Consider the following 21477-nt stretch of genomic DNA (forward strand, 5'->3'; position numbering starts at 1 on the left):
AATCATCAAGACTAAAATAGTTACTTTATAACGTAATCAATGGAGCCATCATGAAACCCGACATTCACCCCACCTATCGCCCTGTGCTGTTCCACGACGTGGGCGCTGACGCCTACTGGCTGATCGGCTCCACAGTCGACACCGACAAGACGCGCCAGCACAGTGACGGCACCACCTACCCCTATGTCGCCCTGGACGTGTCCAGTGCCTCGCACCCGATCTACACCGGCCAGCAACGCCAGGTCACCAGCGAAGGTCGCGTGGCCGGTTTCAACAAGCGCTTCGCCGGCTTTGCAGGCGCCAAAGCATGAAAGTCGTCGCCTCGTTGAAACAGGCCAAGGGGCGTCATCGCGACTGCCAGATCGTCAAACGTCGAGGGCGAATCTACGTGATTTGCAAGACCGCGCCGCGCCTCAAGTGCGTGCAGGGGCGACCCAAGCCGCAGCGCAAGAACAAGGGGTAGCCCCCTCTGGCGGTATCACCCCAGCGCATTCCAACCGCCCTTCCCTTCAGCCTGCCGGCAGCCTCTGCAACGGCCGCCGGCCAACCACCTCACTCGAACCAGCCGTAACAAGATCCAGACGCCAATCTACTCGCTCGTTGCACGCGACATGAACAGCACGGGTGGGCGACCTTAAAGGGTGTGCTCGTACAGAATCGCCGCGCCCACGCCGATCAGCACCAGGCCGCCAAGGATCTCCGCCTTGTGGCCGATAGCCGTGCCGATCAGGCGGCCGAGCAGCACGCCGATGGTGACCATGGTCATGGTGGCCAGGCCGATGGCCAGGGCGGCGACCCAGATGTTGACATCGACGAATGCCAGGCCGATACCCACCGCCAGCGCATCGATGCTGGTGGCGAATGCCGTGGCAGCCAGCACCCAGAACGAATGCGACTTGGGCTTCTCTTCAGCCTCGTCGGTCTCGGGCCGCAAGCCGGCGTAGATCATGTGGCCGCCCAGCAGCAGCAACAGGGTGAAGGCGATCCAGTGATCCCACTCCTCCACGTACCCCGCCGCGGCCTGGCCGATGAACCAACCGACCACGGGCGTGATGGCTTCGATCACGCCGAAGATCAGGCCGGTACGCAGTGCATCGAGGAATCTGGGCTTATGCAGCGCCGCACCCTTGCCGACAGCGGCGGCAAAGGCATCGGTGGACATGGCGAAGGCCAGCAAGACAAGAGAAAGGAGGCTCACGGTTGCGTCTCGGTCGGGCTGTGAGTCAATGACGGATACACGCGCCCGACCTTAGGCACGTATCTGTCATTGGTCTCACCAACCGAACGGTGTTCGTACCACGGCTGCTGCCGAGAATGTTGATACGAACGCTGCCGAATAACACCGGCAGCAGGCTACTCCCCAAAGAGGCCCGCACTTTACCCAAAAGCGCAGCGCGAAAAAACCCTTTTTTCTACGCGAGAATCAGCCCGTTCACGGCGCTGACACCCCACAAGGCGGAGGCTTGCCGATCAGCGCAGCGCACGTAGCTGGCGCATATACAGCACACCCCAGGTCAGCCCCAGCAGCGCTGACGCGCAGGAGCCGGCCAGAACGCCCAGTTTGGCCGCGCCCAGCAGGTTGCCGTCGGCCAAGCCCAGGTTCGCGATGAAGATCGACATGGTGAAACCGATGCCAGCCAGCAACCCGACCAGGGCCACTGCCGACCACGACAGATCGGCCGGCAACCGACACAGCCCAAGCTTCACCATCAGCCAGCTGAAGGTGATAACGCCGACGGGCTTGCCCACCAGCAGCGCCACGGCCACACCGGTGATGACCCAATGGGAGGCGCCCTGGGACAGATCGGTATCCCCGAGGCTGACCCCGGCATTGGCCAGGGCGAACAGCGGCATCAGCGCGAAGGTCACCCAGGGGTGTAGCGCCAGCTGCACACGCACCACCGGCGGCATCAGTTCGCGCTGGGCGATGCGCAGCTCACGCAGGGAATGGGCCGCGGCACCGGACGCCGCGTCTTCCAGCTCACGGGCGATACGGCCAACGGCATCGCGCGGTAATTCGCGGCGGGGCAGCGCCGCCACTGGCGTCATCAGGCCGAGGATCACCCCAGCCAGCGTCGGGTGGGCGCCGGTCAGCAACAGCCCGCCCCACATCAGCAGCCCCGGCAGCACATAGGCGTAGGCCGAGCCGACGCCGATGCGCTGCAGCCCCAGCACCCCTAATGCACCGAGGCCGGCCAGGGCGAAGCCGCTGTAATCGAGGCCATTGGAATAGAACACGGCAATCAGGATCACCGCGATCACGTCGTCGATGACCGCCAGGGTCAGCAGAAAGACCCGTACACCGGAAGGGATGCCTTTACCGAGCAGGGCCAGCAGGCCGACCGCGAAGGCAATGTCCGTGGCTGCCGGAATCGCCCAGCCACCGGCGCCGGGCCCCTGGTGGTTGAGCGAGGCGTAAATCAATGCCGGAATGATCACCCCGCCGCAGGCGGCGGCGATAGGCAACGATGCCTGGCGTAGATCCGCCAGGGCACCTTGGTGCATCTCGCGGCGAATCTCCATGCCGACCACCAGGAAAAACAGGGTCATCAGCCCGTCGTTGATCCAGAAATGCAGGGACTGGGAAATCGCGAAGCTGCCGACGCCGAAGGTCAGCGGGGCATGCCAGAGCGCGTGATAGCTATGGGCGTAGGACGAGTTGGCCCAGAACAGCGCGACGGCAGTGGCCAGGAGCAGCACCACACCGCTCAAGGACTCGCGGTGCAACAGGCCGCGAAAGGCGGCGAAAGCCTGTTCGGCCAAATGCTGGGCACGGGGAATGTGTTGAAACGACGGGCGCGTTTTCATCGGCGAACGAGCTCCGCGTGGCGGCCCGACCAACGCAACAAGACCTGTATCGCCGCCCTATGCGGTTAACACCCGGGCGCCATCCTACACAGATGATTGGCCCAGGCACCAGCCCCTGAGCCTCGCCGCGGCCGGCTGTGGCACCGCCAGACGAGGCCCGTCGGCGCGTTCAAGACGCCGACCGCAGGGCCATGGCTCGCCGCTCAGCGGCCGGTTTTGATCCGCGTCCATTCGCGGGTGATGATCCGCTGGATCGGTGCGGGAAGGTCGGCAGACACGTACAGCTTGGCGATCACCTCATCCGCCGGGTAGATACCCGGGTTGTCACGCACGCTGGGTTCAAGCAGTGCAGTGGCATCCTTGTTGGGATTGGCATAGCCCACGTAATCGCTCACCGGAGCGATGACCTCCGGGCGCAGCAGATAATTGATCAGTGCGTGGCCGCCGTCGGCGTTGCGTGCATCGCGGGGAATGGCGAGCATGTCGAACCACAGGTTGGCGCCCTCCTTCGGAATCACGTAGCGAATGTCCAGCGACTTGCCGGCATCCCTGGCGCGGCTTTGCGCTTGCATCACGTCACCGGAGTAGCCCACCGCCAGGCAGATGTCGCCATTGGCCAGGTCGGAGATATAGCGCGACGAATGAAAGTAGGTCACCGAGGGGGCCAGTTTCTGCAACAGCGCCGAGGCCTTGGCGTAGTCGTCGGGCTCCAGGCTGTTGGGATCCAGGCCCAGGTAATGCAGCGCCTGGGGAATGATCTTTACCGGCGCGTCGAGAAAGGCTACGCCGCAGCCCTTGAGCTTGGCCAGCTTGGCGGGGTTGAACACCAGCTCCCAGGAGTCCACCGGCGCGCCCTCGCCCAGCGCCGCCCTGACCTTCTCGGCGTTGTAACCGATGCCTACCGTACCCCACATGTACGGCACGGCGTACCGGTTGCCGGGGTCGGCGGCCTCCAGGCGCTGCATCAGGCGGGGGTCGAGGTGCGACCAGTTGCTCAGCTTGCTGCGATCGAGGGGCTGATACACCTGGGCGCGAATCTGCTTGGACAGGAACTGGCTGGACGGCACCACCAGGTCATAACCCGAGTGCCCGGAGAGCAGCTTGGCTTCGAGCATTTCGTTGGTTTCGAAAACGTCGTAGGCGACGGCGATGCCCGTCTCCTTCTCGAAGTTCTTCAGGGTGTCGGGGCCCATGTAGTCGGACCAGTTGTAGAAATGCACCTGCTTGTCGTTGGCTTGAGCCCAGGTGCAGGCGACGAGGCTGAGACTGGCGAACAGCAGCTTGTTCATGATCGGTCCTTGGTGGGTGCCAGACGCTGGAAATGCAGGTGCGCCTGACGTGGGGTTTTCCACTTGCCGCGTAGCGGCCAGCCGCACCGATGGCGGCCGAGCACCAGCAGGCGCTACAGAAGGCTCAAGCTATTGTTCTAGTTGAGAAAACGGAAAACGCCAACTATCGTCGGCAGTTTTACCGCACCACGACGCTGAATGAAGCATCCGGGCAGCGTCCACAAGCTGGACAGGCGCGCTCAGTCGCCGCCACCGCCGTCGCCGCCATCACCTGTGCAGTGTCCGTCAATGCCCCCGCCGCACCCGCGGTCGTTATCGACCATCGCGCTGCTGGAGCTGTTCGAGTCGGCAGTGTCGTTCTTCCTGGACGACTTGCGACTCGCGGAGGTGAAGTACCGGTACAGCACACGCAGGGCAACTGCCCCCAGCACCAGCACGTAGAGCCAGAGGGTTACTCCATCGCTCCAATTACCCTGGGTGATCATTAGCTGCCTCCCTCCGCCATTGCGCTGTGGTGTTGCGCCATTGCCCGGCCAGGCAAACCATGGCACCTCGCTTGCTCCGACCTGAGCAGGCGCTGGTCGTTCACTGGCGCGCAAAGCTGGGGTCATGAATGCTCGGCCGCGCCTGTAGCCAGCCACCTGCCTGCGCGGCTAACAGGCCAGTCGTGCGGTGCACGCAACACTTATCGTAGCTGCTCGATGAGCCATTCGCTGACGGTGGTGGTTTCGATCTGGCGCTCGGCATTGTAGGTCTGCGCCTTGGGCCAGGCCACGCCCTTGCCCCTGGGCAAAAACCGCCCTGTATTTACGCATCGAGTCATCGGGATGGGCAGCCAGTTCGGCTTCGAGCACGGGCAACGTCCACGCCACGCGTTCAACCTGGCGATCCAGGGTCTGATCGATGATGTCTGCAAGCTGGCGGTAGGTGACCGTATCGCCAGCCGTGAAGGTCACCTGGTTGACCCGTTCGGGATCGAACAGGAGGCTGACAGTGAGACGGGCGATGTCTTCGGGCGTGGTAACCGTGACCGCCGTATCCCAACTGCCCAAGGCACGCACCCGATCGTGCTGCAGATCGACGACGCCAAACGCCGGCTCGAACAGGAAACTGGTGACCATGCCGGTAGCGATGATCTGCCACTGCAGTCGCGACTGGGCGCGCAGCAACTGGCGTACATCGAGCTGTTCGTCGAACAGGTCCTGGGGGCTGCCGTAGCCGATCTGGTCATAGTCCACACCGAACTGCCAGGGCACATAGTGCTTCACCGCCGAGCGCAGGGCCGCACGGGTCAGCTTGAGTTGCATGCCCGGCCCGGCGACGAAGCCAAGACAGCTGATCAGCCTGTCGAAGCCACTGAACAGCGTGGCGAGCGACTGCTCGCTGTCGTTCACCACATCTGCCGTCACCACGCTGACCCCGAGCCTGTCGAGCTCGGCGAGAAGCTGGCGTTTATCGGCTGACGCAGCGCCCGGTGCCGAGGGCCGCAGCATGACGGTTACCCGTACGCCAGGCTGGCCTGCCAGCTCATGCAGCAGGGCCATGCCGAGCTCCCCGGCGCCCAGTACCAGGATGTTGTCGGTTGTTGCCAGAGGGCTTGGTTGCATCGCAGACTCCCGTAGAACGCTCAGTAAGATGCGTTCATCCTGTCACCCCTGACGAACATTCAGAAGAAGGCACACGCGTGATACCGCATGGATACGATGACCGAGGATGAGGTGATTCGCGTTGCCCAGGCCGCCTGCGATGCCCTCAGTGACGAAGACGACACGCTCAAGCGCGAGGTGCTGACCCACGCCGGCAATCGCTGGTCGCTGGGCATCGTTCACGCGCTGGGCACCCAGGGCAAACTGCGCCATGCCGAGCTTGGTCGACGCTTGCCGGGCGTCACGCAACGCATGCTGACCCGCAGCCTGCGGCAGCTCGAAAGAGACGGCTTGATCAGCCGCTTCGACCACGGCGAAGTGCCACCGCGGGTCGATTACCAGCTGACACCGCTGGGCCGCAGCTTTCTGGCACGTATGGTGCCGCTGTGGATGTGGCTGCTCGAACACACCGAGGATTTTCGCAGCGCGCGGGTGCGCTTCGACGAAGCCTGAGGCACAGGCGAAGAAAACAGCGAAGCATTCACCGGGGTGAATTAACCGCAATGTATCCCGGCACTCATGGTCGATCTAGGCACAGGCGCTCGACACCTCAGTGCCACGTATCAGGACCCCGGGTACCCATGAAAGATGCAACGTTTTGCCCGCTCGCCACAGTCAGCCGGTTTTGCCGGGGAGCCGCTAGCGTGCTTGCGGTGGCGGCCAGCCTTGTACTCCTCGCCGGCTGCGCAGCCAACGACGAAAGCGGGGACGAGGCGGTTTCGCAAGATTCGCCCCCTGCCTCGACCAGCACCAAGCTGTCCCCGCTCGATGAACAGGACATCGCCGCCAACCCGCTGAAGGGCGAATTGATCTGCGCCTTTTCGGTGGGGCGCAGCACGCTGCTCTATGCCGCCGGCAACGTCGCCAGCCAGGCTGATGCTGACGCCATCGTGAAGTTCGCCGATCAGGTGATGACGGTGCGGGCGCCCGGTGGTTTCGATCAGATGCTGCACGGCACGACATTCAAGGGTGAACGACTGGTAGCCGAGGTTAAGCTTGCCGAGCAGCCCCGCAAGGCCGATGGTGATGGCGCGTCTGCCTACCCGCCCGCCACGCTCACCTACATTCGCAACGACAGTGCGATGCGCTCGGTGCAAGGCAAGTGGGAGTGCGGGCCGTAAGGGGGCGATCGCTACCGTTATCGCCCCCTGGTTGCAGCCACTGCACCAGCCAGCTCGTTTCTAGACCTTGAAGCGGGCAACGAGAACATTCAGGTCCAGCGCCAGGCGAGCCAGCTCGCTGCATGCGGCAGCGGTCTGGTTGGCGCCTGAAGCACTCTGTATCGACAGATCGCGAATACTGACCAGGTTGCGATCGACCTCACGGGCCACATGGGCTTGCTCTTCCGATGCGGTGGCGATCTGCAGGTTGCGTTCGTTGATCTGGCCGATGGCTTCGACGATCTGCTCCAGCGAGCGGCCGGCTTCGTCAGCCACTTGCAGCGTATTGGTGGCCTCGTTGCTGCTGGCCTGCATGGCCAGCACCGCGCTTTCGGTGCCAGTTTGTATGGCGCCGATCATCTGTTCAATTTCCTGCGTCGACGCCGAAGTACGGTGGGCCAGGCCACGCACTTCATCGGCAACTACCGCGAAACCACGGCCATGTTCGCCAGCACGCGCCGCTTCGATCGCTGCGTTCAGGGCCAGCAGGTTGGTCTGGTCCGCCACATTGCGGATGACATCCAGCACCTTGCTGATATCCCGTGCCTGTGCCGCCAGGCCCTCAACCTGCGCGGAGGAATCGAGCACGTTGTCCGACAGCTTGCGGATCGCCGACACGGTGCGTTCTACATGCTGATAACCGGATTTGGCTGACCCCGTGGATTCGCGGGCGGCATCCGAGGCACCGCTCGCGTTGCGCGATACTTCCTCGACAGCGGCGCTCATCTCGGTAACCGCTGTCGCCGCCTGATCAATTTCCGCGTTCTGATTCTGCATCACCCGCGTGCTTTCCTCGGTCACCGCGGCCATCTCCTCCGCGGCAGATGCCAACTGCGTGGACGACTCGCTGATTTGCCGAATCGCCTGATTGAGATTTCGTTGCATGAGCGCCTGGGCGGCCTGCAGGCGGCTGGCTTCGTCCTTGCCAGTGACGCTGATGGTTCTGGTCAGATCGCCCGCCGCGATACTCTCCGCACTCAGCATGGCTTCATTGATGGGCCTGGAGATCGAGCGGGTCAGCAAGGTGGCCAGTAAAATGGTCAGAACCAAGGCAACGGCGATGGTTACCATTACCCCAGTTCGCCCGTGGTTATAGGTTTCGCTGGCGTTGACGCCAGCTTGCTTGGCACCAGCGGCGTTGAAGGCAATCAATGCGTCGAGTTGCTGCTGCAGCGTCGCACCTAGTTCGCGGCCGCTGCCGTTGACCAGGCTCAACGCCTGGGCTGTTTGCTGCTGGCGCAACAGATCCATCACCTGCTTTTGCATATCGAGATAGCGCTGGGCACTGTCGAATACGCGTTGAAAAACCTGGCCCTCTTCTCCGGGCATCAGCAAGTCGCGTTGATAACGGGCCAGAACCTCCTCGAGCGAGGAGCGGTAGCCCTGTATTGCAGTGTCATCCACACCCCCTGCATTCGTGCCTTCACTCGAAGCCAGAACCCGTAAGGTTTCCAGACGAATGTTGAGCAGATCCTTCTGCATTTCACCCGATGCCTGGATGCTGGCCATCCAGTTGGTCTCGATATCCTGTTCGGCAAGATAGAGATCAGTGAGCCTGGATAACGAAAAAAAACCCAGTGCCACGACCAGGAGCGAAATCAAGGCGAAGCAAAAAGCCGCCCGAGGGGCGATGTTGAAATTCCGAAAAGACATTTGGTGCACCAATAAGGAGGAGTCGATTACCAACGCCTCCTTGTCGGTCACGCTACAGCAGCCACGGCTGATGAACATTACAGTAGTATTAAAATGACACTAATGATCATATGAAATAAAGCGCTACAAGGAAGAGTCGGCAATACCCTAACGATATTCTTAGTTTTTATCTTTTATATCAAAGAGTTGCGAAAAATTCGCCATTCGTACAACGAGACAGACGGTAGCTGGATGGGGCAGCAGCCCCCGATTAGAAACCGTGTGTGAGAGAGACATGATGCGCGGCTATTCAACGCCCATTTGATGGCTCAAGAGGGCCGCCAGCGAATGAACCCGGCTTGCTGCGCAGCAGCCTGTCCAGCTGGCAGCTCGACGCTGCACTCAGGCCGAGCGCTGCCTTTCCAGCGCAGCGAACAGGTACATGCCAGCCAGCATGGCAGACACGAATAACAGGGCCTGCCAATGCCAGGTCAGCAACAGCACCACCGCAGGCCCCGGACAGATTCCCGCGATACCCCAGCCCGCACCGAACAACAGGCTGCCACCGACCAGGCGGGCATCCACCTCACGCCTGGCCGGCAGCTGCATGGGCGTACCTGACAGCGAGCGTTTATGCTTGCCTGCCCAATTCATGGGAATCGCGGCCACCGCGATGGCCCCGACCATGACCGGGGCCAATGACGGGTCCCAGGCGCCTGCCACATCGAGAAAGGCCAGTACCTTGGCGGGATTTGCCATACCGGCCAACAGCAGGCCCAGGCCGAATAGCAACCCGGCGAAAAATGCGCTCACCCTGGCCATGTTCAAGCCCCCAGCACATGACGAATCAGGTACACCGTGGCGAAACCGGTGGCCATGAAGCATACCGTGGCAACGAGCGAGCGCGGGGCCAGCCGCGAGATTCCACATACCCCATGACCGCTCGTGCAACCCGAGCCATAACGCACGCCCACCCCGACCAACACGCCGGCCAGGATCAATGCGGGCCAGCCGCTATCGATTGCGATCTCCGGCAAGGCGGCGAATGCGCCCCACAGCAGCGGCGCTAGCAGCAGCCCGAGCAGAAAGCACACCTTCTCACTCCAGCCGTCGCTGCCGCGTTGCAGTGCGGCGGCCAGCAAACCGCTGATCCCGGCGATGCGGCCATTGACGACCATGAACACACTAACCGCCAACCCGATCAACGCCCCGCCCCCCAGGGAAGCCCAGGGGGTAAAGCTGTTCCAATCAATGCTCATGCTGCTGCCCCTTGTACGACGGCGTATGGAAATCACAGATATAGCAATCTGACATCCTTCAGGCTAGTGGCCTTGGCTGTAACTGTTCCCTCCACCTTGATTGGCCAGTTGTTCACGGCATGCAGGCTTACGACGCAAAGCGTGCTAGTCCTCTATAGGCTCCAGCGATGGGAAGTCGGCCAACAGCTCTACCAGGGTTTCGCGAAGCCATCGATTGGCCGGATCATGATGAAAGCGGGTGTGCCAATGCAGATGGATGTCGTAACCCGTGATCTCCCAGGGAAGTGGCACAAGGCGAACCCGGGCGATTTCAGCAAAGCGGCGCCCTACCGCCAGGGGTACGGTCGCGATCATGGTGGACTCAGCCACCAGAAAGGGAACCCCCATGAAACGCGGTAGGCTGAACCGTATTCGGCGGGTGACTCCACGCTTGGCGAGCTCGCGATCCAGAATGCTCATCCCACGGCCATCGGCCTGAACGGCAACATGCTCGGCGGCTTGATACTGCTCCATGGTCAAGCGCTCGCCAATGTGGGGGTGATCCTCGCGAACGATGCAGACAAAGGTGTGGCTGTACAGGGCACGGTTGCGGATCGACGAGTTGAGCAAGCGCGGGAAGTAGCCGATGGCCGCGTCCACGTCACCGGCATCCAGCCCCTCTTCCAGCTGCTCGGAAGATAGCGCCAGCGTACGGATACGCAATCCCGGAGCGCGCTCGTCCAGCACACGCATCAATTTCGGCAAGAAAACCATCTCACCGATATCGGACATGCAGAGCACAAACTGGCGCTCTGAATGCTCAGGCACAAATCCGGAAGATGGCAGAACCTCACTGCTGACCAGTTCGAGAATGCGCTGCACCGGCTCGGCAATCTGCAAAGCCCTGGCTGTCGGCTGCATGCCTCGCGACGTGCGTACGAACAGTGGGTCATCGAACAGCGTGCGCAGTTTGGACAGTGCGAAGCTCATGGCCGGCTGGCTAAGCCCCATCAAATCACCTGCCTGGGTCACGCTTTGCTTGCGGCGCAACGCGTCGAAGACTTTCAGCAAATTGAGGTCGACATCCCTGATATCCATATTTTGGATTTCACATATAAGGGAAATTAGGTTTTCGAATTCTAGACGTCACCCTAGACTCGCCACAAGACATCCGTGAAACCCGGCTTGGCTGAAAAATAACAACAATGGAGCACACAATGCCCAAGAAGCTGCGAAGCAATTTCCCCTATGGCTCCTATCTGTGGGCCGTGCGCGCTGCCCAATGGCGAGCATTGGGGATCGACGAAAGCGAACTGGAAAAACCCAAGATCGCCATCGTCAATTCCTCCTCCAACCTGGCCATTTGCTTCAGTCACCTGGATGGAATCGCCGCCGAGCTCAAGCAATCGATCCGCGATGCTGGCGCCCTGCCCTTCGAGATTCGTACCGCAGCGCCAAGCGATTTCATCACCGGCGCGGGAGCCGGCGGCGCCTACATGCTGGCCGCTCGCGACCTGATTACCAATGACATCGAGGTAGCGGTCGAGGGGGCTCAGCTCGACGGCATGATCTGCCTGGCCTCCTGTGACAAGACGGTCCCCGGTCAGCTGATGGCCGCCGCTCGCCTGAATATTCCGACCCTGGTGGTGGTCTGTGGTTACCAGCCCAGCGGTGAATACAACGGCCAGCATGTCGATATCGAAGACGTATTCATCGGTTCCATGCACGCCGTCACAGGCAAGCTGCCGATCGAAGAGTTGGTAGGCATGGCGCGCAATGCCATCAAGGGGCCAGGCGTGTGTTCCGGTATGGGTACGGCCAATTCCATGCATCTGGTCTGCGAAGCGCTGGGGATGGCATTGCCGGGTAGCTCGCCGATTGCCGCCAACAGCCCGCAGATGTTCGACTTCGTGCGCCTGGCCGGGCAACGCATCGTGGCCATGATCGAAGAAGACCTGAAGCCACGCGACATCCTCAGCCCCGGCGCGTTTGCCAATGCAGTCAGTGTTGTACTCGCCGCGGGTGGCTCGGTGAACTGCATCAAGCACATGCAGGCCGTAGCCGCGGAAGGTGGCATCGATGTCGATGTCTACGCGCTTTTCCGCGAACTGGGCAATCGCATACCGGTACTGGTTGGCGTGCGGCCCATGGGCGAGCACAGTATCGAGCAGATGGAGGCCGCGGGTGGCGGCCGCGCCCTGCTCAAGCGCCTGGAGCCGCTGTTGCACGGTGACGCCTTGACCGTTACCGGCAAGACCCTCGCCGACAATCTGCAGGGGGTGGTCGTTGGCGATGAGCAGGTCATCCGGCCTCTACAGCGTCCGTTCGCGACACAACCGGCGATCGTCATGCTGCGTGGCAACATCGCGCCCCAGGCAGGGATCGTCAAATATGGCATAGACCCCAGCAAGATGCGCCGTTTCAGCGGGCCGGCGATCTGTTTCGAACGCTCTGCCGATGCCATTGATGCACTGCAGGACGGGCGTATCAAACCGGGTCATGTGGTGGTGATGCGCGGTGCCGGTGTACGTGGTGGCCCGGCCATGGGCGGCGGCGCATCGCGCGTGGTGTTCGCGATTGACGGCGCCGGTCTCGGAGACAAGGTGGCCATGCTCACCGACGGTCACCTTTCCGGCCTGGTATGCAAAGGCCTGGTGGTGGCGGAGGTCGCCCCGGAAGCAGCCGTCGGCGGCCCGCTGGCGCTGGTGGAAGATGGCGACATCATCGACATCGACCTGGACGACAATCGTCTCGATGCACGTATAGATGCCGCAGAGTTCCAGGTACGCGCAGAGCGCTGGCAGCCCCAACCGGCCCAGTTCGGAGGCGGTTGGCTGGACATCTACCGGGGCGCGGTCAAGGGCATGGAGCACGGCGCCGTGCTGATCAAGCCGCTGGACATCAGCGACGAGCAGGAGGCCGGCCGATGAAACTGCGTGACGATGAAAAGGCCATGCTCGATGGTGCCCAGGGCCCGGCCGTCAGCAAGGCCATGGACCTGCTGGTGCGCTATGGCGAGGCCCTGGGGGCCGAATGCCTGGTCGATACCCACAACGTTGCCGGCACCATTGGCGCTACCACCCCTTTTCTGCGCCAGTACGGCGACCGTAATGGCGGCATGGATGCGGTATTCAGCGAGTTCAACCTGGATAGCGCCGAGGTCGTGCCGATCCCCAAGGTCAAGGTCTTCAGCAGTCATCTGCAGCAGGGCATCGACCCTAAGAACGCCGCGCGACAAGGGGTCAGCGAGGACGTGGTACGCATCTACGAGCGGGGGCAAAGCTACAGCAGCGCCTTGGGCGTGCAGCCGCTCAATACCTGCACGCCCTATCAGGTCGGCAACGTGCCGGTCAAAGGCGAGCATTGCGCCTGGATGGAATCCTCGGCGGTGATCTACGTCAATTCGGTGCTTGGCGCCCGGACCAATGCCGAGGGCCGGGAAAGCACCGGTGCGGCCATGCTGACCGGCAAGATTCCCTACTGGGGCCTGCACATTGACGATAACCGTCGCGGTACGCACCTGGTTCAACTGGACATTGATGTCAGCAGCACCGCGGACTGGGGGTTGCTCGGCTACTGGCTGGGCGAGCAGGTGCAGGATCGCATCCCGGTGATCGAAGGCATCCGCCACCAGCCCAACCTGGCCCGCCTCAAGCACTTCGGCGCGGCCGCCGCCTCCAGTGGCGGCGTGGAGATGTATCACCTGGTTGGCGTCACACCTGAAGCACGCACCCGCGAAGAAGCGTTTGGCAGGCGGCAGATCGAGTCGGTGCTGCGCTTCGGTGAAGCCGAACGCCGCTGGGCCTACGAACAGGTCAATATCACCGCGCGAAACGCACAGGTGGACTTTGTCATGCTCGGCTGCCCGCACTACAGCCTGGAGCAAATCTGGGAAGTCTGCCAGTTGCTCGAGGGCCAGCGCTTGAGCGTAAACACCGAGCTATGGATCTTCACCGCGGCCTCCATCAAACAGCTCGCTGATCAGGCCGGCTACACGCGCATCATCGAGGCGGCCGGCGGCCACCTGATGACCGATACCTGCTCGGCCATCGGCAGGGTGGTTCCCAAGGGTACCCAGGTGGCTGCGGTAGATTCGGCGAAACAGGCCCATTACCTGCCCGCCATCATGGGGATCGAAACCTGGTTCGGGACCACTGCCGACTGCATACAGGCTGCCATCGAAGGACACTGGACGGGAGCATTGAAATGACCGATTCGTTCACGCTCAAAGGTCGCAAGGTGGTCGGTGGCGTCTTCGAAGGCGAAGCACTGGTGACACGTGACCGTATTTCCGGCTGGGGTGGTATCGACCCACGCAGCGGTACGGTGATCGAGACTCGCCATGAACTGAAAGGCATCAGCTTTGCGGGCAAGGTCCTGGTGTTTCCCGGTGCGAAGGGCTCTTCCGGGTGGTCCTCGCAGTTTCATATCGCCCGCCTCGCCGGCGTTGCGCCCGGCGCCATGCTGTTCAATGAAATGACCGCCAAGATGGCCCTCGGCGCCGTTGTGGTTCATGCACCCGCGTTGACGGCGTTCGATGACGATCCTCTGTGGCGTATTCGTACCGGCGACTGGGTACGCGTCGACGCCGACGCAGGCACCGTCGAGGTCACCCCGCGACACCTCGACAGCCGAAAGGAAAATCAAGCAACTCAACGCGCTAACGCGGAGCCCTGAAGGCTCTCTCCCAACCCTTGTCGAGGCTTTTCACCGGCATTGTCCAGGTGGCGGGTTCGGCTGCACTTTTTTCAGCACAAGGCAGGTATTCATGGCTCATATCATTCGCACCGTTCGTCGTGACCATGCCCCACAGGCGCAACGCCTCAAGGCCGATATTTGTATCGCGGGTGCGGGGATTTCCGGTATTTCTGCCGCCCTCGAAGCAGCGAGCCTGGGCAAGCGCGTGGTGCTGTTCGACGCTCTACCCATGCTGGGTGGCCAAGCTGTCGGCTCGATCATCGGCACCTTCTGCGGGCTATTTTCCAACGGCCCGAATCGTCGCCAACTGACCCATGGCATCGCCGATGGTATTTTGCGCGACCTTGGGGCCAGCGGTGACCTGCATCACAAGGTCGGCCCGCTGACCACCGTCGTGTACTACGACGAGGTGGCATTGGGGCGCTGGATCGGCCAGCAGATCCTCGATGCCGGCATCACCGTTGTGCTTGGGGCGGTACTGCGCGACGTGGTGCGCGAGGGCAATCGCGTCTGCCAGGTCCAGCTGGCCACGCGCTATGGTGATGTCCAGGTGGATGCCGACGGCTTCGTCGATGCCAGCGGCGATGCCGCCCTGACCTGGAATGCGGGCTTCGCCTGCCGCGAGCCCGACACGCCGATATACGGCACGCAGATGTTTGTCATGGAGCATATCGACGAAACTCACCTGCCAAGCCGCGAGGCATTCACCGAGCGGGTCAAGGCCCGCGCCAGGGACTATGGCATCGAGCGCGACGACGGCTTGTTCTTCCAGTTTCCCGGGCGTGGCACGGCCGCCTTCAACATGACCCATATCGAAACGCCGCTGGATCCGGTGTTCGCCTCGCATGTCGCCATCGAGGGGCGCCAGCAGGTGGACAAGGTGATTGCCTTCCTCAAAGCCGAGTACCCCGAGGTCTACGGCCAGGCGCGGGTTCGTGCCTATGCCCTGCCGGGCATCCGCCAGACCCGCTGGATCGTCGGCCAGCATCATCTGACTACCGATGAAGTGCGAGCGGCAACGCGTTTCCCCGATGCGGTTGCGCTGACGTCCTGGCCAGTGGAGCTGCATGGCGATGCCAAAGGCTATCAGTGGGAGCCCTTCGGCGATGAGCATGTGCATAGCGTGCCACTGCGCAGCCTGCTGCCGGAAGGCAGTGAAAACCTGGTGGTAGCCGGACGCTGCGTAGACGCCGATGCCGCCGCGCTGTCGAGCATACGCGTCATGGGGCCCTGCATCGCCATGGGCGCCGCTGCTGCACACGCCCTGGATCTGGCAGGGCCGCAGGGCAAGGTCAGCGATGTACCGACGTCGGCGTTACAAGAGCGCCTGAGTTTCAACCTGCAGTAAAGGCTGATGCCCCGCAGCAATACGGGGCCTACAACAAAAAATCGCAGCGCTGTGGAGAATAACAATGTCACAACCACGCACAATCGATGTTGCCGCCCTTATCGAGGGTCGCAAGCTGACGCGCTTCAACTACCTGGTGATCGCCGTATCAGTGCTGATCACCTTCCTGGACGGCTTCGATCTTCTGGTGCTGTCGCATACTGCCTCGTACATTGCCGACGAAGTCGGTCTGAACAAGATCCAGCTGGGTGAGATCTTCTCGGTAGGCCTGTTCGGCATGATGCTCGGTGGGTTCTTCTTCGGTTATCTGGGGGACCGCATCGGCCGCCGTCCCACCATCATCTTCTCGACCGTTTCCTTTGGCGTGCTGACCCTGCTGTTTGCGCTGGCCAACAGCTACGAATCGCTGATGGTGCTGCGCTTCTGCAACGGCTTCGCATTGGGCGCGATGCTGCCACTGTGCTGGGCGTTGAATATCGAGTTCGTTCCCAAGCGCTATCGCTCCACGGTGGTGACCATCATCATGGTCGGCTTCAGCCTTGGCAGTGCCATGGCCGGGCCGCTTACCGTCTGGCTGGCCCCCCACATCGGCTGGCAGGGTGTGTTCATCGTCGGCGGTATCCTGACTCTCCTGGCCAGCGGCCTGCTGCTCTTCACCCTCCCCGAGTCGGTGCGTTTCCTGACTACCAAGCGCCGCGAACCAGAGAAAATCGCGCGGATCCTCAAGCGTCTCGATCCTGACATCGACGTTCGCCCCGATGATCGCTTCGTGCTACTCGACGAAATCGACGTGGGAACCAAGAACTTCCGCGTCAGCCAATTGTTCCTCGGCAAGCTGAAATGGATTACGCCGATGATCTGGATCGGCTATTCGGCCAGCTCCATGGCCATGTACTTCCTCGCCTCGTGGAGCCCGCTGGTCTATACCTACGCCGGCTTCGACCGGGCGACCGCCTCCTGGGTCAGTTCGATCGCCTCGTTCACTGGCGCCATGGCCGGCCTGGCCATGATGCGTTTCGTGGATACTCGTGGCCCCTACGCCGTCATGATCTACCCGCTGCTTGCCCTGCCCTTCCTGCTGATACTCGGCATTACCGGCATGCAGGGCAGCGCGTTCCTGATCCTCAGCATGGTCGGTGCCGTGTTCGTCAAAGGTAGCCATTACGGGATTCTCAGCATCGCCGGCATCTTCTATCCCAGCGCCATCCGTGCGAACGGTGCGGGCTGGGCTACCTCGATCGCCAAGATCGGTTCGATCCTCGGGCCATTGCTGGGTGCCTACGTACTCAACAGCGGCCTTCCCGTGGTCAAGAGCTTTCTGATCCTGGCTATCTGCCCTGCGATCCTGGCGCTATGCGCCTTCATTGTCGGACGCATCGTCGACAAGGCTGCCCCTGTCCAGCCGCTCCCGGCCGCGTCGCAAACCTGACCTCTCGCCGGTATCGCCCGGCGCCCCAACCTGGCCCCCTCGTCGCGCCCCTACAGCGCGGCAGGGAGCGCTTACGCCCGAGTTTTATCCAATACCAGCTCCTGGAGACCAACAACAATGCTCAGGACCATGATGACTTCCCGCTCTGCCGTGACCCTTGTCATCGGCACCCTGCTGACCGCGGCGCTGCCGGCCAACGCTGACTTCATCGAAGACAGCAGCGCCAGCCTGACCACCCGCAACTTCTATCTGAACCGTGACTTCCGACAAAGCGGCGCCGCCCAGGCGAAAGCCGAAGAGTGGACGCAGGGCTTCATCGCGCAATTCAACTCCGGTTACAGCGAAGGGCGCATCGGCTTCGGTGTGGATGCACTGGCCGAGCTGGGCATCAAGCTCGATTCGAGTCGTGATCGGCGCGGCACTGGGCTTCTGCCCTTCGGCCCAACCAGCCAGGAGCCGGTGGACGATTACAGCGAGCTGGGGCTGACCGGCAAGATGCGCCTGTCGGAAACCGAACTGCGCGTCGGTACGCTGATGCCGATATTGCCACTGGCCTACTACAGCGACACACGCCTGCTGCCATCGACCTTCAGCGGCGCCATCCTGACGTCCAACGAGATCGACAACCTGACCTTCACGGCTGGCCGCCTGACCCACGCCAATGGCCGTGATTCCTCGGGAAACGATGACATCAGCTATGCAGGGCAAAGCAGCGCGCACCTGGATATGTTCGGTGGCGACTACCAGGTCAATCGGAACCTGACGCTGCGCTACCACCACGGCGAACTCGACGACATCTATCGTCAGCAGTTCGCAGGCGTCGTTCATACCTGGCCACTCAGCGACGAGGTCAGCTTGAGAACCGATCTGCGCTACTTCGACAGCCGCGACATCGGCGCGGGCAAGGCCGGCGAAATCGATAACCGCAACCTCAACGGCATGTTCACGCTGAGTGTCGGCTTCCAACGTTTTTCAGCTGCGTTCCAGCGCCTGTCTGGCGACAGTGCGTTCCCGGTCATCGACACCGGCACGCCTTACGTGGCCAACCTGGTGACCTTCAACCCCTTCACCAAGATCAACGAAAAATCCTGGCAGCTGCGCTATGAGTACGACTTCGCCGGCATGGGCATTCCCGGCCTGTCCTTCATGACCCGCTACGTCGCCGGCAGCGACATCCACAGCGGCGCGATCCGCAATGGCCGCGAATGGGAGCGCGACACCGACATCGGCTACATCGTGCAGAGTGGCGCGTTGAAGGGCGTCAACGTGCGCTGGCGCAATGTCACCTTCCGCTCGGGCAACGGCCTGACCCAGGACCTCGATGAGAATCGCCTGATCGTCGCGTACACCATGAAGTTCTGGTGACGGCCCGACCGGCTCTGCCTGGGCAGAGCCGGTCTGTGGAGAACAACCATGCCAACTGAAAAAGCCTCGAAACGAGATACCAAAACGAAAAACCCGGTGCAGGACCGGGTTCAACGCGTTCGCTCGCAGCGCGATCAGTCGGTTTTCGAACCACCCTGCCCGCCGTCGTTCAATGCGTCCTCATCATCGGCAGGCGACGCCAAGTCGCCATCGCGCTGCGCCTCGGATTTGACGGCGTCCTGCTCCTGCTTCGATCCATGCCCCTGCGTAGAGCTGTTAACGGAGGGACCTTGATAGGGTGCTGCCGGGCCATTCTTGTCTTCGACTGTCATAGCTATCTCCCAAGTCGGCGCAGAGCGTCTGCGCTTACTAGGTTGGTAAAAACCGGCAGAGCGAAGTGCCCCCCGTTCGACAAACGGCAAGCAATGCTATTGGCCCCGACACCGTGACGCCATCGCTCCGGGCTGCTGATCTTGAGTGCAGCAGGCCATTCGATCGCAGGGTTGGCTTTCTTGATAAACTGCCCTCACGGCGAAGCCCAATCCACACCTGCTAACCGACACAGCCCCATGGGTGCACGACAGACATGGCGTCAACACCCTACTCGCCGCCCAGAACAGAAGCGGGTAAGGCTGCGATTAGGGTCTGCGCTGAAGTACCCGTGTGTGGGGTTTCTAGCCTTAAATGCTCACTGGGAGAGGACGACACGGTGTGATGCGATACGCCGGAACCTGTTTGAGTAGGATTCATTGCTGATTAGCCTATTCCTGAAATGATAAGCTGAGATAGATAGCCCGAATGCCAGTGAGTGGCCAAAAGAGGCGGGAGAGTTCCAGCGCCAGGCGAGCGGGCACAACGATTTTTAGCCAGGCGACTCGGCTCTGAAGCGGGCACGGACCGAGTTGCCTACATAGGCTGGGTGGCCGAAAAGGCACTTCCTGGGATAATGCGCAGGCGCCGGTGATATCGGTAGAAACCTTTTGCGCTCCTTACCGGAGCGGTGGCGTCTGCGCCGACACGGCCAGCGACCAGTTGGACAGGCAAAGGTATACCGCCGCAGATCCATTGCGGAAGAACATAGGATCATCCCTGAAAGAAGAACGTCGTTTTGAGGGCGCGAATTAAAACATGCGGCACATGGCCATCAAAGCCCCCTTGGCGGAAGCCAATCACAAATTCAGCAACTCGCCGCTACCGCTCGTCCCGTGCAAGGCTCACGGACAAACCGCCGCCCAGCAGCTGGAACGCACTACTGCCTCAAAGCCCTTAGACCCGTTGATATGCGGATTGGGAGCCTGCCCCCGAGAACTCATAGGCAACGCTCAGAAACGACTGGCAGCTATCGGCGGTAAAAGCGCCCCCACGGATCGGGTACATGTTGATCTTGAATGGATAAGCTGATGTCGGTTATCGGATAAATGCTGCAACTGAGCGGAGTCAAAACTTTATTACTTCATCAATAGCTGTTTGACTTACCTTTCATCCATTACCTAGCTGATATCGAAAGTTCTCGATTTGATTCAATCGCCTTCCTCAACAACCCGCTCTCCTTCTTACAATACCAACCACTGCGAGCGGGCAAAATCCTTCGTCTGGGCGCAGATTCGAGTGTGACCCCGGATAAGACATATGGTGGCAGGCATTGGAACAGTATGCCCACACGTTGTACTTTCGACGAAAAACCTTCGCAAGTGTGGAATCTGGGCGCTTTAATTGACCAGGTTGCAGTCTGCTTACAGTGCTTACTCTATCCGAACATGCTTCACGGTTTCATAATAATGCGGCCAAGCGGCTTCGCCGTCTCTGCAAATTCGTGGGCTGCTGCGGCGGCTGCCAAGGGGAACGTTCGGTCTATGACGGCCCGGATGCGCCCCGTAGCGACCGCTTGAAACAGGTCATCCACACTTGAGCGAACAGCGGGTCTCTCGAAAAGCGATCCCATGAACACGCCCATCAGTGTCTGGTTGGACTGCATCGCCGTCCATAAGTCGACGGCTAGGTCCCCGCCGCCCGCGTTGCCGACGAAGACCAGACGCCCCTCAGCTGCGAGGGCCGAAAGAGAAGCCGAAAGCGTCGTGCCTACCGGGTCGATGACGAGGCTAACACCGACGCCATCTGTGATCTGCCGAACGGTGTCTACGACGTCCCCGGCAGCGCGGTCCACGACATGATCGGCACCGAGCTCGATCAATCGGCTGCTTCGTTCGGACCCGCTTGCCACGGCGATGACCGTGGCGCCCGCTTGCGCGGCAAGCTGGATGGCAGCCAGACCCACACCGCCAGCAGCAGCCTGGATTAGAACGGTTTCTCCCTTCTGCAGTGCGCCTCGCGTGAAAAGGCAGTGGTGTGCGGTGCCGAACGAGATCGGCAGCACTGCCGCGTCTGCCGCATCCACCCCTTTGGGTATACGCCATGTCCGCCGTGCCGGCACCGCCCAGAATTCGGCATGCGATCCCTGCATGTCGAAAGCTGCAACTCTATCGCCAACCTTACGCCCGCAGACGTTCGATCCGACTGCTGCGATTATGCCCGAGGCCGCGTAACCAACGACCCAGGATGGGCGTGGTGGCGGTGTCGAACGGCGATTGATCAGATCGCCTCCTTCAATCGAGATCGCCTCGACGCGAACCAGGACGTCGTCGGCCCCTATGGCCGGGGTGGGGATATCGACATACTTTAAAACGCTGGGAGCGCCTTGCGCATCGTAAACCGCTGCTTTCACAGTTGTTCCTCCATCTCATCGGTGACTCTGGAGTAGTCTGTTGGCCCGTCCTCGACCGGCACATAGTCGATAATCTAGGTATCAAGATCAATCAGGCCTTCCTGATTCAGTCGGACGTGCAATCACTCCAGTACTGGGCAAA

20 protein-coding genes and 1 pseudogene are annotated in these 21477 nt (G+C 61.5%); 10 read left to right on the forward strand and 11 right to left on the reverse strand.

All coding sequences use genetic code 11. The features are described 5' to 3' along the window. Positions 1 to 50 precede the first annotated feature (50 nt). Together QYS36_RS20650 and ykgO are read left to right on the forward strand one after the other, a co-directional pair. On the forward strand, positions 51 to 311 hold the full coding sequence (locus QYS36_RS20650; protein WP_308841229.1) for a type B 50S ribosomal protein L31: 261 nt from the start codon (positions 51 to 53) through the stop codon (positions 309 to 311). Continuing rightward, the gene (gene ykgO / locus QYS36_RS20655; RefSeq protein WP_308841230.1) at positions 308 to 463 is read left to right on the forward strand and encodes a type B 50S ribosomal protein L36; all 156 of its coding nucleotides are present in this window, start codon (positions 308 to 310) and stop codon (positions 461 to 463) included. Before QYS36_RS20650 ends, ykgO begins: the two co-directional genes overlap by 4 nt. A gap of 171 nt (positions 464 to 634) precedes the next feature. On the opposite strand, the gene mntP is transcribed toward ykgO, so the two are convergent. From mntP to QYS36_RS20680, 5 genes and pseudogenes are all read right to left on the reverse strand, one after another. Next, complete coding sequence (mntP, locus tag QYS36_RS20660) at positions 635 to 1198, reverse strand: manganese efflux pump MntP (RefSeq protein ID WP_308841231.1); 564 nt, start codon at positions 1196 to 1198, stop codon at positions 635 to 637. A gap of 272 nt (positions 1199 to 1470) precedes the next feature. After that, positions 1471 to 2808, reverse strand: coding sequence for a Na+/H+ antiporter NhaA (gene nhaA, locus QYS36_RS20665; protein ID WP_308841232.1), 1338 nt, complete (start codon positions 2806 to 2808; stop codon positions 1471 to 1473). Between the two features lie 203 nt (positions 2809 to 3011). Continuing rightward, positions 3012 to 4097, reverse strand: a complete 1086-nt coding sequence (locus tag QYS36_RS20670; protein WP_308841233.1) for a polyamine ABC transporter substrate-binding protein — start codon at positions 4095 to 4097, stop codon at positions 3012 to 3014. Positions 4098 to 4336: 239 nt separating this feature from the next. Next, positions 4337 to 4582, reverse strand: a complete 246-nt coding sequence (locus QYS36_RS20675) for a hypothetical protein (RefSeq protein WP_308841234.1) — start codon at positions 4580 to 4582, stop codon at positions 4337 to 4339. Positions 4583 to 4782: 200 nt separating this feature from the next. Continuing rightward, positions 4783 to 5704: pseudogene (locus tag QYS36_RS20680) on the reverse strand (aromatic alcohol reductase). Positions 5705 to 5791: 87 nt separating this feature from the next. Between QYS36_RS20680 and QYS36_RS20685 the strand changes: the two are divergent. Next, on the forward strand, positions 5792 to 6196 hold the full coding sequence (locus tag QYS36_RS20685; protein ID WP_374990479.1) for a winged helix-turn-helix transcriptional regulator: 405 nt from the start codon (positions 5792 to 5794) through the stop codon (positions 6194 to 6196). Positions 6197 to 6324: 128 nt separating this feature from the next. After that, positions 6325 to 6864, forward strand: a complete 540-nt coding sequence (locus QYS36_RS20690; protein ID WP_308841235.1) for a hypothetical protein — start codon at positions 6325 to 6327, stop codon at positions 6862 to 6864. Positions 6865 to 6924: 60 nt separating this feature from the next. Here QYS36_RS20690 and QYS36_RS20695 read toward each other — a convergent pair whose 3' ends face one another. The 4 genes from QYS36_RS20695 to QYS36_RS20710 all read right to left on the reverse strand — a co-directional run bounded on the left by QYS36_RS20695 (position 6925) and on the right by QYS36_RS20710 (position 10871). Next, positions 6925 to 8556: a methyl-accepting chemotaxis protein gene (locus QYS36_RS20695; RefSeq protein WP_308841406.1), complete on the reverse strand. Its 1632-nt coding sequence runs from the start codon at positions 8554 to 8556 to the stop codon at positions 6925 to 6927. Between the two features lie 381 nt (positions 8557 to 8937). Next, entirely contained in the window at positions 8938 to 9357 is a 420-nt protein-coding gene (locus tag QYS36_RS20700; RefSeq protein ID WP_308841236.1) for a DUF6691 family protein, read from the reverse strand. 2 nt (positions 9358 to 9359) lie between these two features. Continuing rightward, entirely contained in the window at positions 9360 to 9794 is a 435-nt protein-coding gene (locus QYS36_RS20705) for a YeeE/YedE family protein (protein WP_308841237.1), read from the reverse strand. A 144-nt stretch (positions 9795 to 9938) separates the two neighbouring features. Then, positions 9939 to 10871 (reverse strand): LysR family transcriptional regulator, encoded by a 933-nt coding sequence (locus tag QYS36_RS20710; protein ID WP_308841238.1) that lies wholly within the window; start codon positions 10869 to 10871, stop codon positions 9939 to 9941. 119 nt (positions 10872 to 10990) lie between these two features. Between QYS36_RS20710 and QYS36_RS20715 the strand changes: the two genes are divergently transcribed. The 6 genes from QYS36_RS20715 (at position 10991) to QYS36_RS20740 (ending at position 18613) form a co-directional block, all read left to right on the forward strand. Then, positions 10991 to 12703 carry a dihydroxy-acid dehydratase gene (locus QYS36_RS20715; RefSeq protein WP_308841239.1) on the forward strand — a complete coding sequence of 571 codons (1713 nt, stop codon included), beginning with the start codon at positions 10991 to 10993 and terminating at the stop codon, positions 12701 to 12703. Further along, entirely contained in the window at positions 12700 to 13983 is a 1284-nt protein-coding gene (locus QYS36_RS20720; protein ID WP_308841240.1) for an aconitase X catalytic domain-containing protein, read from the forward strand. The genes QYS36_RS20715 and QYS36_RS20720 overlap by 4 nt, the downstream gene beginning before the upstream one ends. After that, positions 13980 to 14450: an aconitase X swivel domain-containing protein gene (locus tag QYS36_RS20725; RefSeq protein ID WP_308841241.1), complete on the forward strand. Its 471-nt coding sequence runs from the start codon at positions 13980 to 13982 to the stop codon at positions 14448 to 14450. The genes QYS36_RS20720 and QYS36_RS20725 overlap by 4 nt, the downstream gene beginning before the upstream one ends. A 91-nt stretch (positions 14451 to 14541) precedes the next feature. Beyond that, the gene (locus QYS36_RS20730) at positions 14542 to 15819 is read left to right on the forward strand and encodes an FAD-dependent oxidoreductase (protein WP_308841242.1); all 1278 of its coding nucleotides are present in this window, start codon (positions 14542 to 14544) and stop codon (positions 15817 to 15819) included. Between the two features lie 64 nt (positions 15820 to 15883). Continuing rightward, positions 15884 to 17248 carry an MFS transporter gene (locus QYS36_RS20735; protein ID WP_308841243.1) on the forward strand — a complete coding sequence of 455 codons (1365 nt, stop codon included), beginning with the start codon at positions 15884 to 15886 and terminating at the stop codon, positions 17246 to 17248. Between the two features lie 132 nt (positions 17249 to 17380). Continuing rightward, a complete protein-coding gene (locus tag QYS36_RS20740; RefSeq protein ID WP_374990484.1) occupies positions 17381 to 18613 on the forward strand; it encodes an OprD family porin in 1233 nt (410 codons plus the stop codon). Between the two features lie 134 nt (positions 18614 to 18747). On the opposite strand, the gene QYS36_RS20745 is transcribed toward QYS36_RS20740, so the two are convergent. Continuing rightward, complete coding sequence (locus QYS36_RS20745; protein ID WP_308841245.1) at positions 18748 to 18945, reverse strand: hypothetical protein; 198 nt, start codon at positions 18943 to 18945, stop codon at positions 18748 to 18750. Positions 18946 to 20375: 1430 nt separating this feature from the next. Next, on the reverse strand, positions 20376 to 21335 hold the full coding sequence (locus tag QYS36_RS20750; RefSeq protein ID WP_308841246.1) for a zinc-binding alcohol dehydrogenase family protein: 960 nt from the start codon (positions 21333 to 21335) through the stop codon (positions 20376 to 20378). Positions 21336 to 21477 lie beyond the last annotated feature (142 nt).

This window comes from Pseudomonas sp. G34 (genome assembly GCF_031119625.1).
Taxonomy (GTDB): Bacteria; Pseudomonadota; Gammaproteobacteria; order Pseudomonadales; family Pseudomonadaceae; genus Aquipseudomonas.

Bases quoted from the DNA above. Each gene is read 5' to 3' on its own strand.
- QYS36_RS20705 (WP_308841237.1), bottom strand. From the start codon at position 9,794: ATGAGCATTGATTGGAACAGCTTTACCCCCTGGGCTTCCCTGGGGGGC.
- QYS36_RS20725 (WP_308841241.1), top strand. From the start codon at position 13,980: ATGACCGATTCGTTCACGCTCAAAGGTCGCAAGGTGGTCGGTGGCGTC.
- ykgO (WP_308841230.1), top strand. From the start codon at position 308: ATGAAAGTCGTCGCCTCGTTGAAACAGGCCAAGGGGCGTCATCGCGAC.
- QYS36_RS20730 (WP_308841242.1), top strand. From the start codon at position 14,542: ATGGCTCATATCATTCGCACCGTTCGTCGTGACCATGCCCCACAGGCG.
- QYS36_RS20670 (WP_308841233.1), bottom strand. From the start codon at position 4,097: ATGAACAAGCTGCTGTTCGCCAGTCTCAGCCTCGTCGCCTGCACCTGG.
- QYS36_RS20675 (WP_308841234.1), bottom strand. From the start codon at position 4,582: ATGATCACCCAGGGTAATTGGAGCGATGGAGTAACCCTCTGGCTCTAC.
- QYS36_RS20700 (WP_308841236.1), bottom strand. From the start codon at position 9,357: ATGGCCAGGGTGAGCGCATTTTTCGCCGGGTTGCTATTCGGCCTGGGC.
- QYS36_RS20745 (WP_308841245.1), bottom strand. From the start codon at position 18,945: ATGACAGTCGAAGACAAGAATGGCCCGGCAGCACCCTATCAAGGTCCC.
- nhaA (WP_308841232.1), bottom strand. From the start codon at position 2,808: ATGAAAACGCGCCCGTCGTTTCAACACATTCCCCGTGCCCAGCATTTG.
- QYS36_RS20650 (WP_308841229.1), top strand. From the start codon at position 51: ATGAAACCCGACATTCACCCCACCTATCGCCCTGTGCTGTTCCACGAC.
- QYS36_RS20710 (WP_308841238.1), bottom strand. From the start codon at position 10,871: ATGGATATCAGGGATGTCGACCTCAATTTGCTGAAAGTCTTCGACGCG.
- QYS36_RS20715 (WP_308841239.1), top strand. From the start codon at position 10,991: ATGCCCAAGAAGCTGCGAAGCAATTTCCCCTATGGCTCCTATCTGTGG.
- QYS36_RS20740 (WP_374990484.1), top strand. From the start codon at position 17,381: ATGACTTCCCGCTCTGCCGTGACCCTTGTCATCGGCACCCTGCTGACC.
- QYS36_RS20720 (WP_308841240.1), top strand. From the start codon at position 12,700: ATGAAACTGCGTGACGATGAAAAGGCCATGCTCGATGGTGCCCAGGGC.
- QYS36_RS20735 (WP_308841243.1), top strand. From the start codon at position 15,884: ATGTCACAACCACGCACAATCGATGTTGCCGCCCTTATCGAGGGTCGC.
- QYS36_RS20685 (WP_374990479.1), top strand. From the start codon at position 5,792: ATGGATACGATGACCGAGGATGAGGTGATTCGCGTTGCCCAGGCCGCC.
- QYS36_RS20690 (WP_308841235.1), top strand. From the start codon at position 6,325: ATGAAAGATGCAACGTTTTGCCCGCTCGCCACAGTCAGCCGGTTTTGC.
- QYS36_RS20695 (WP_308841406.1), bottom strand. From the start codon at position 8,556: ATGTCTTTTCGGAATTTCAACATCGCCCCTCGGGCGGCTTTTTGCTTC.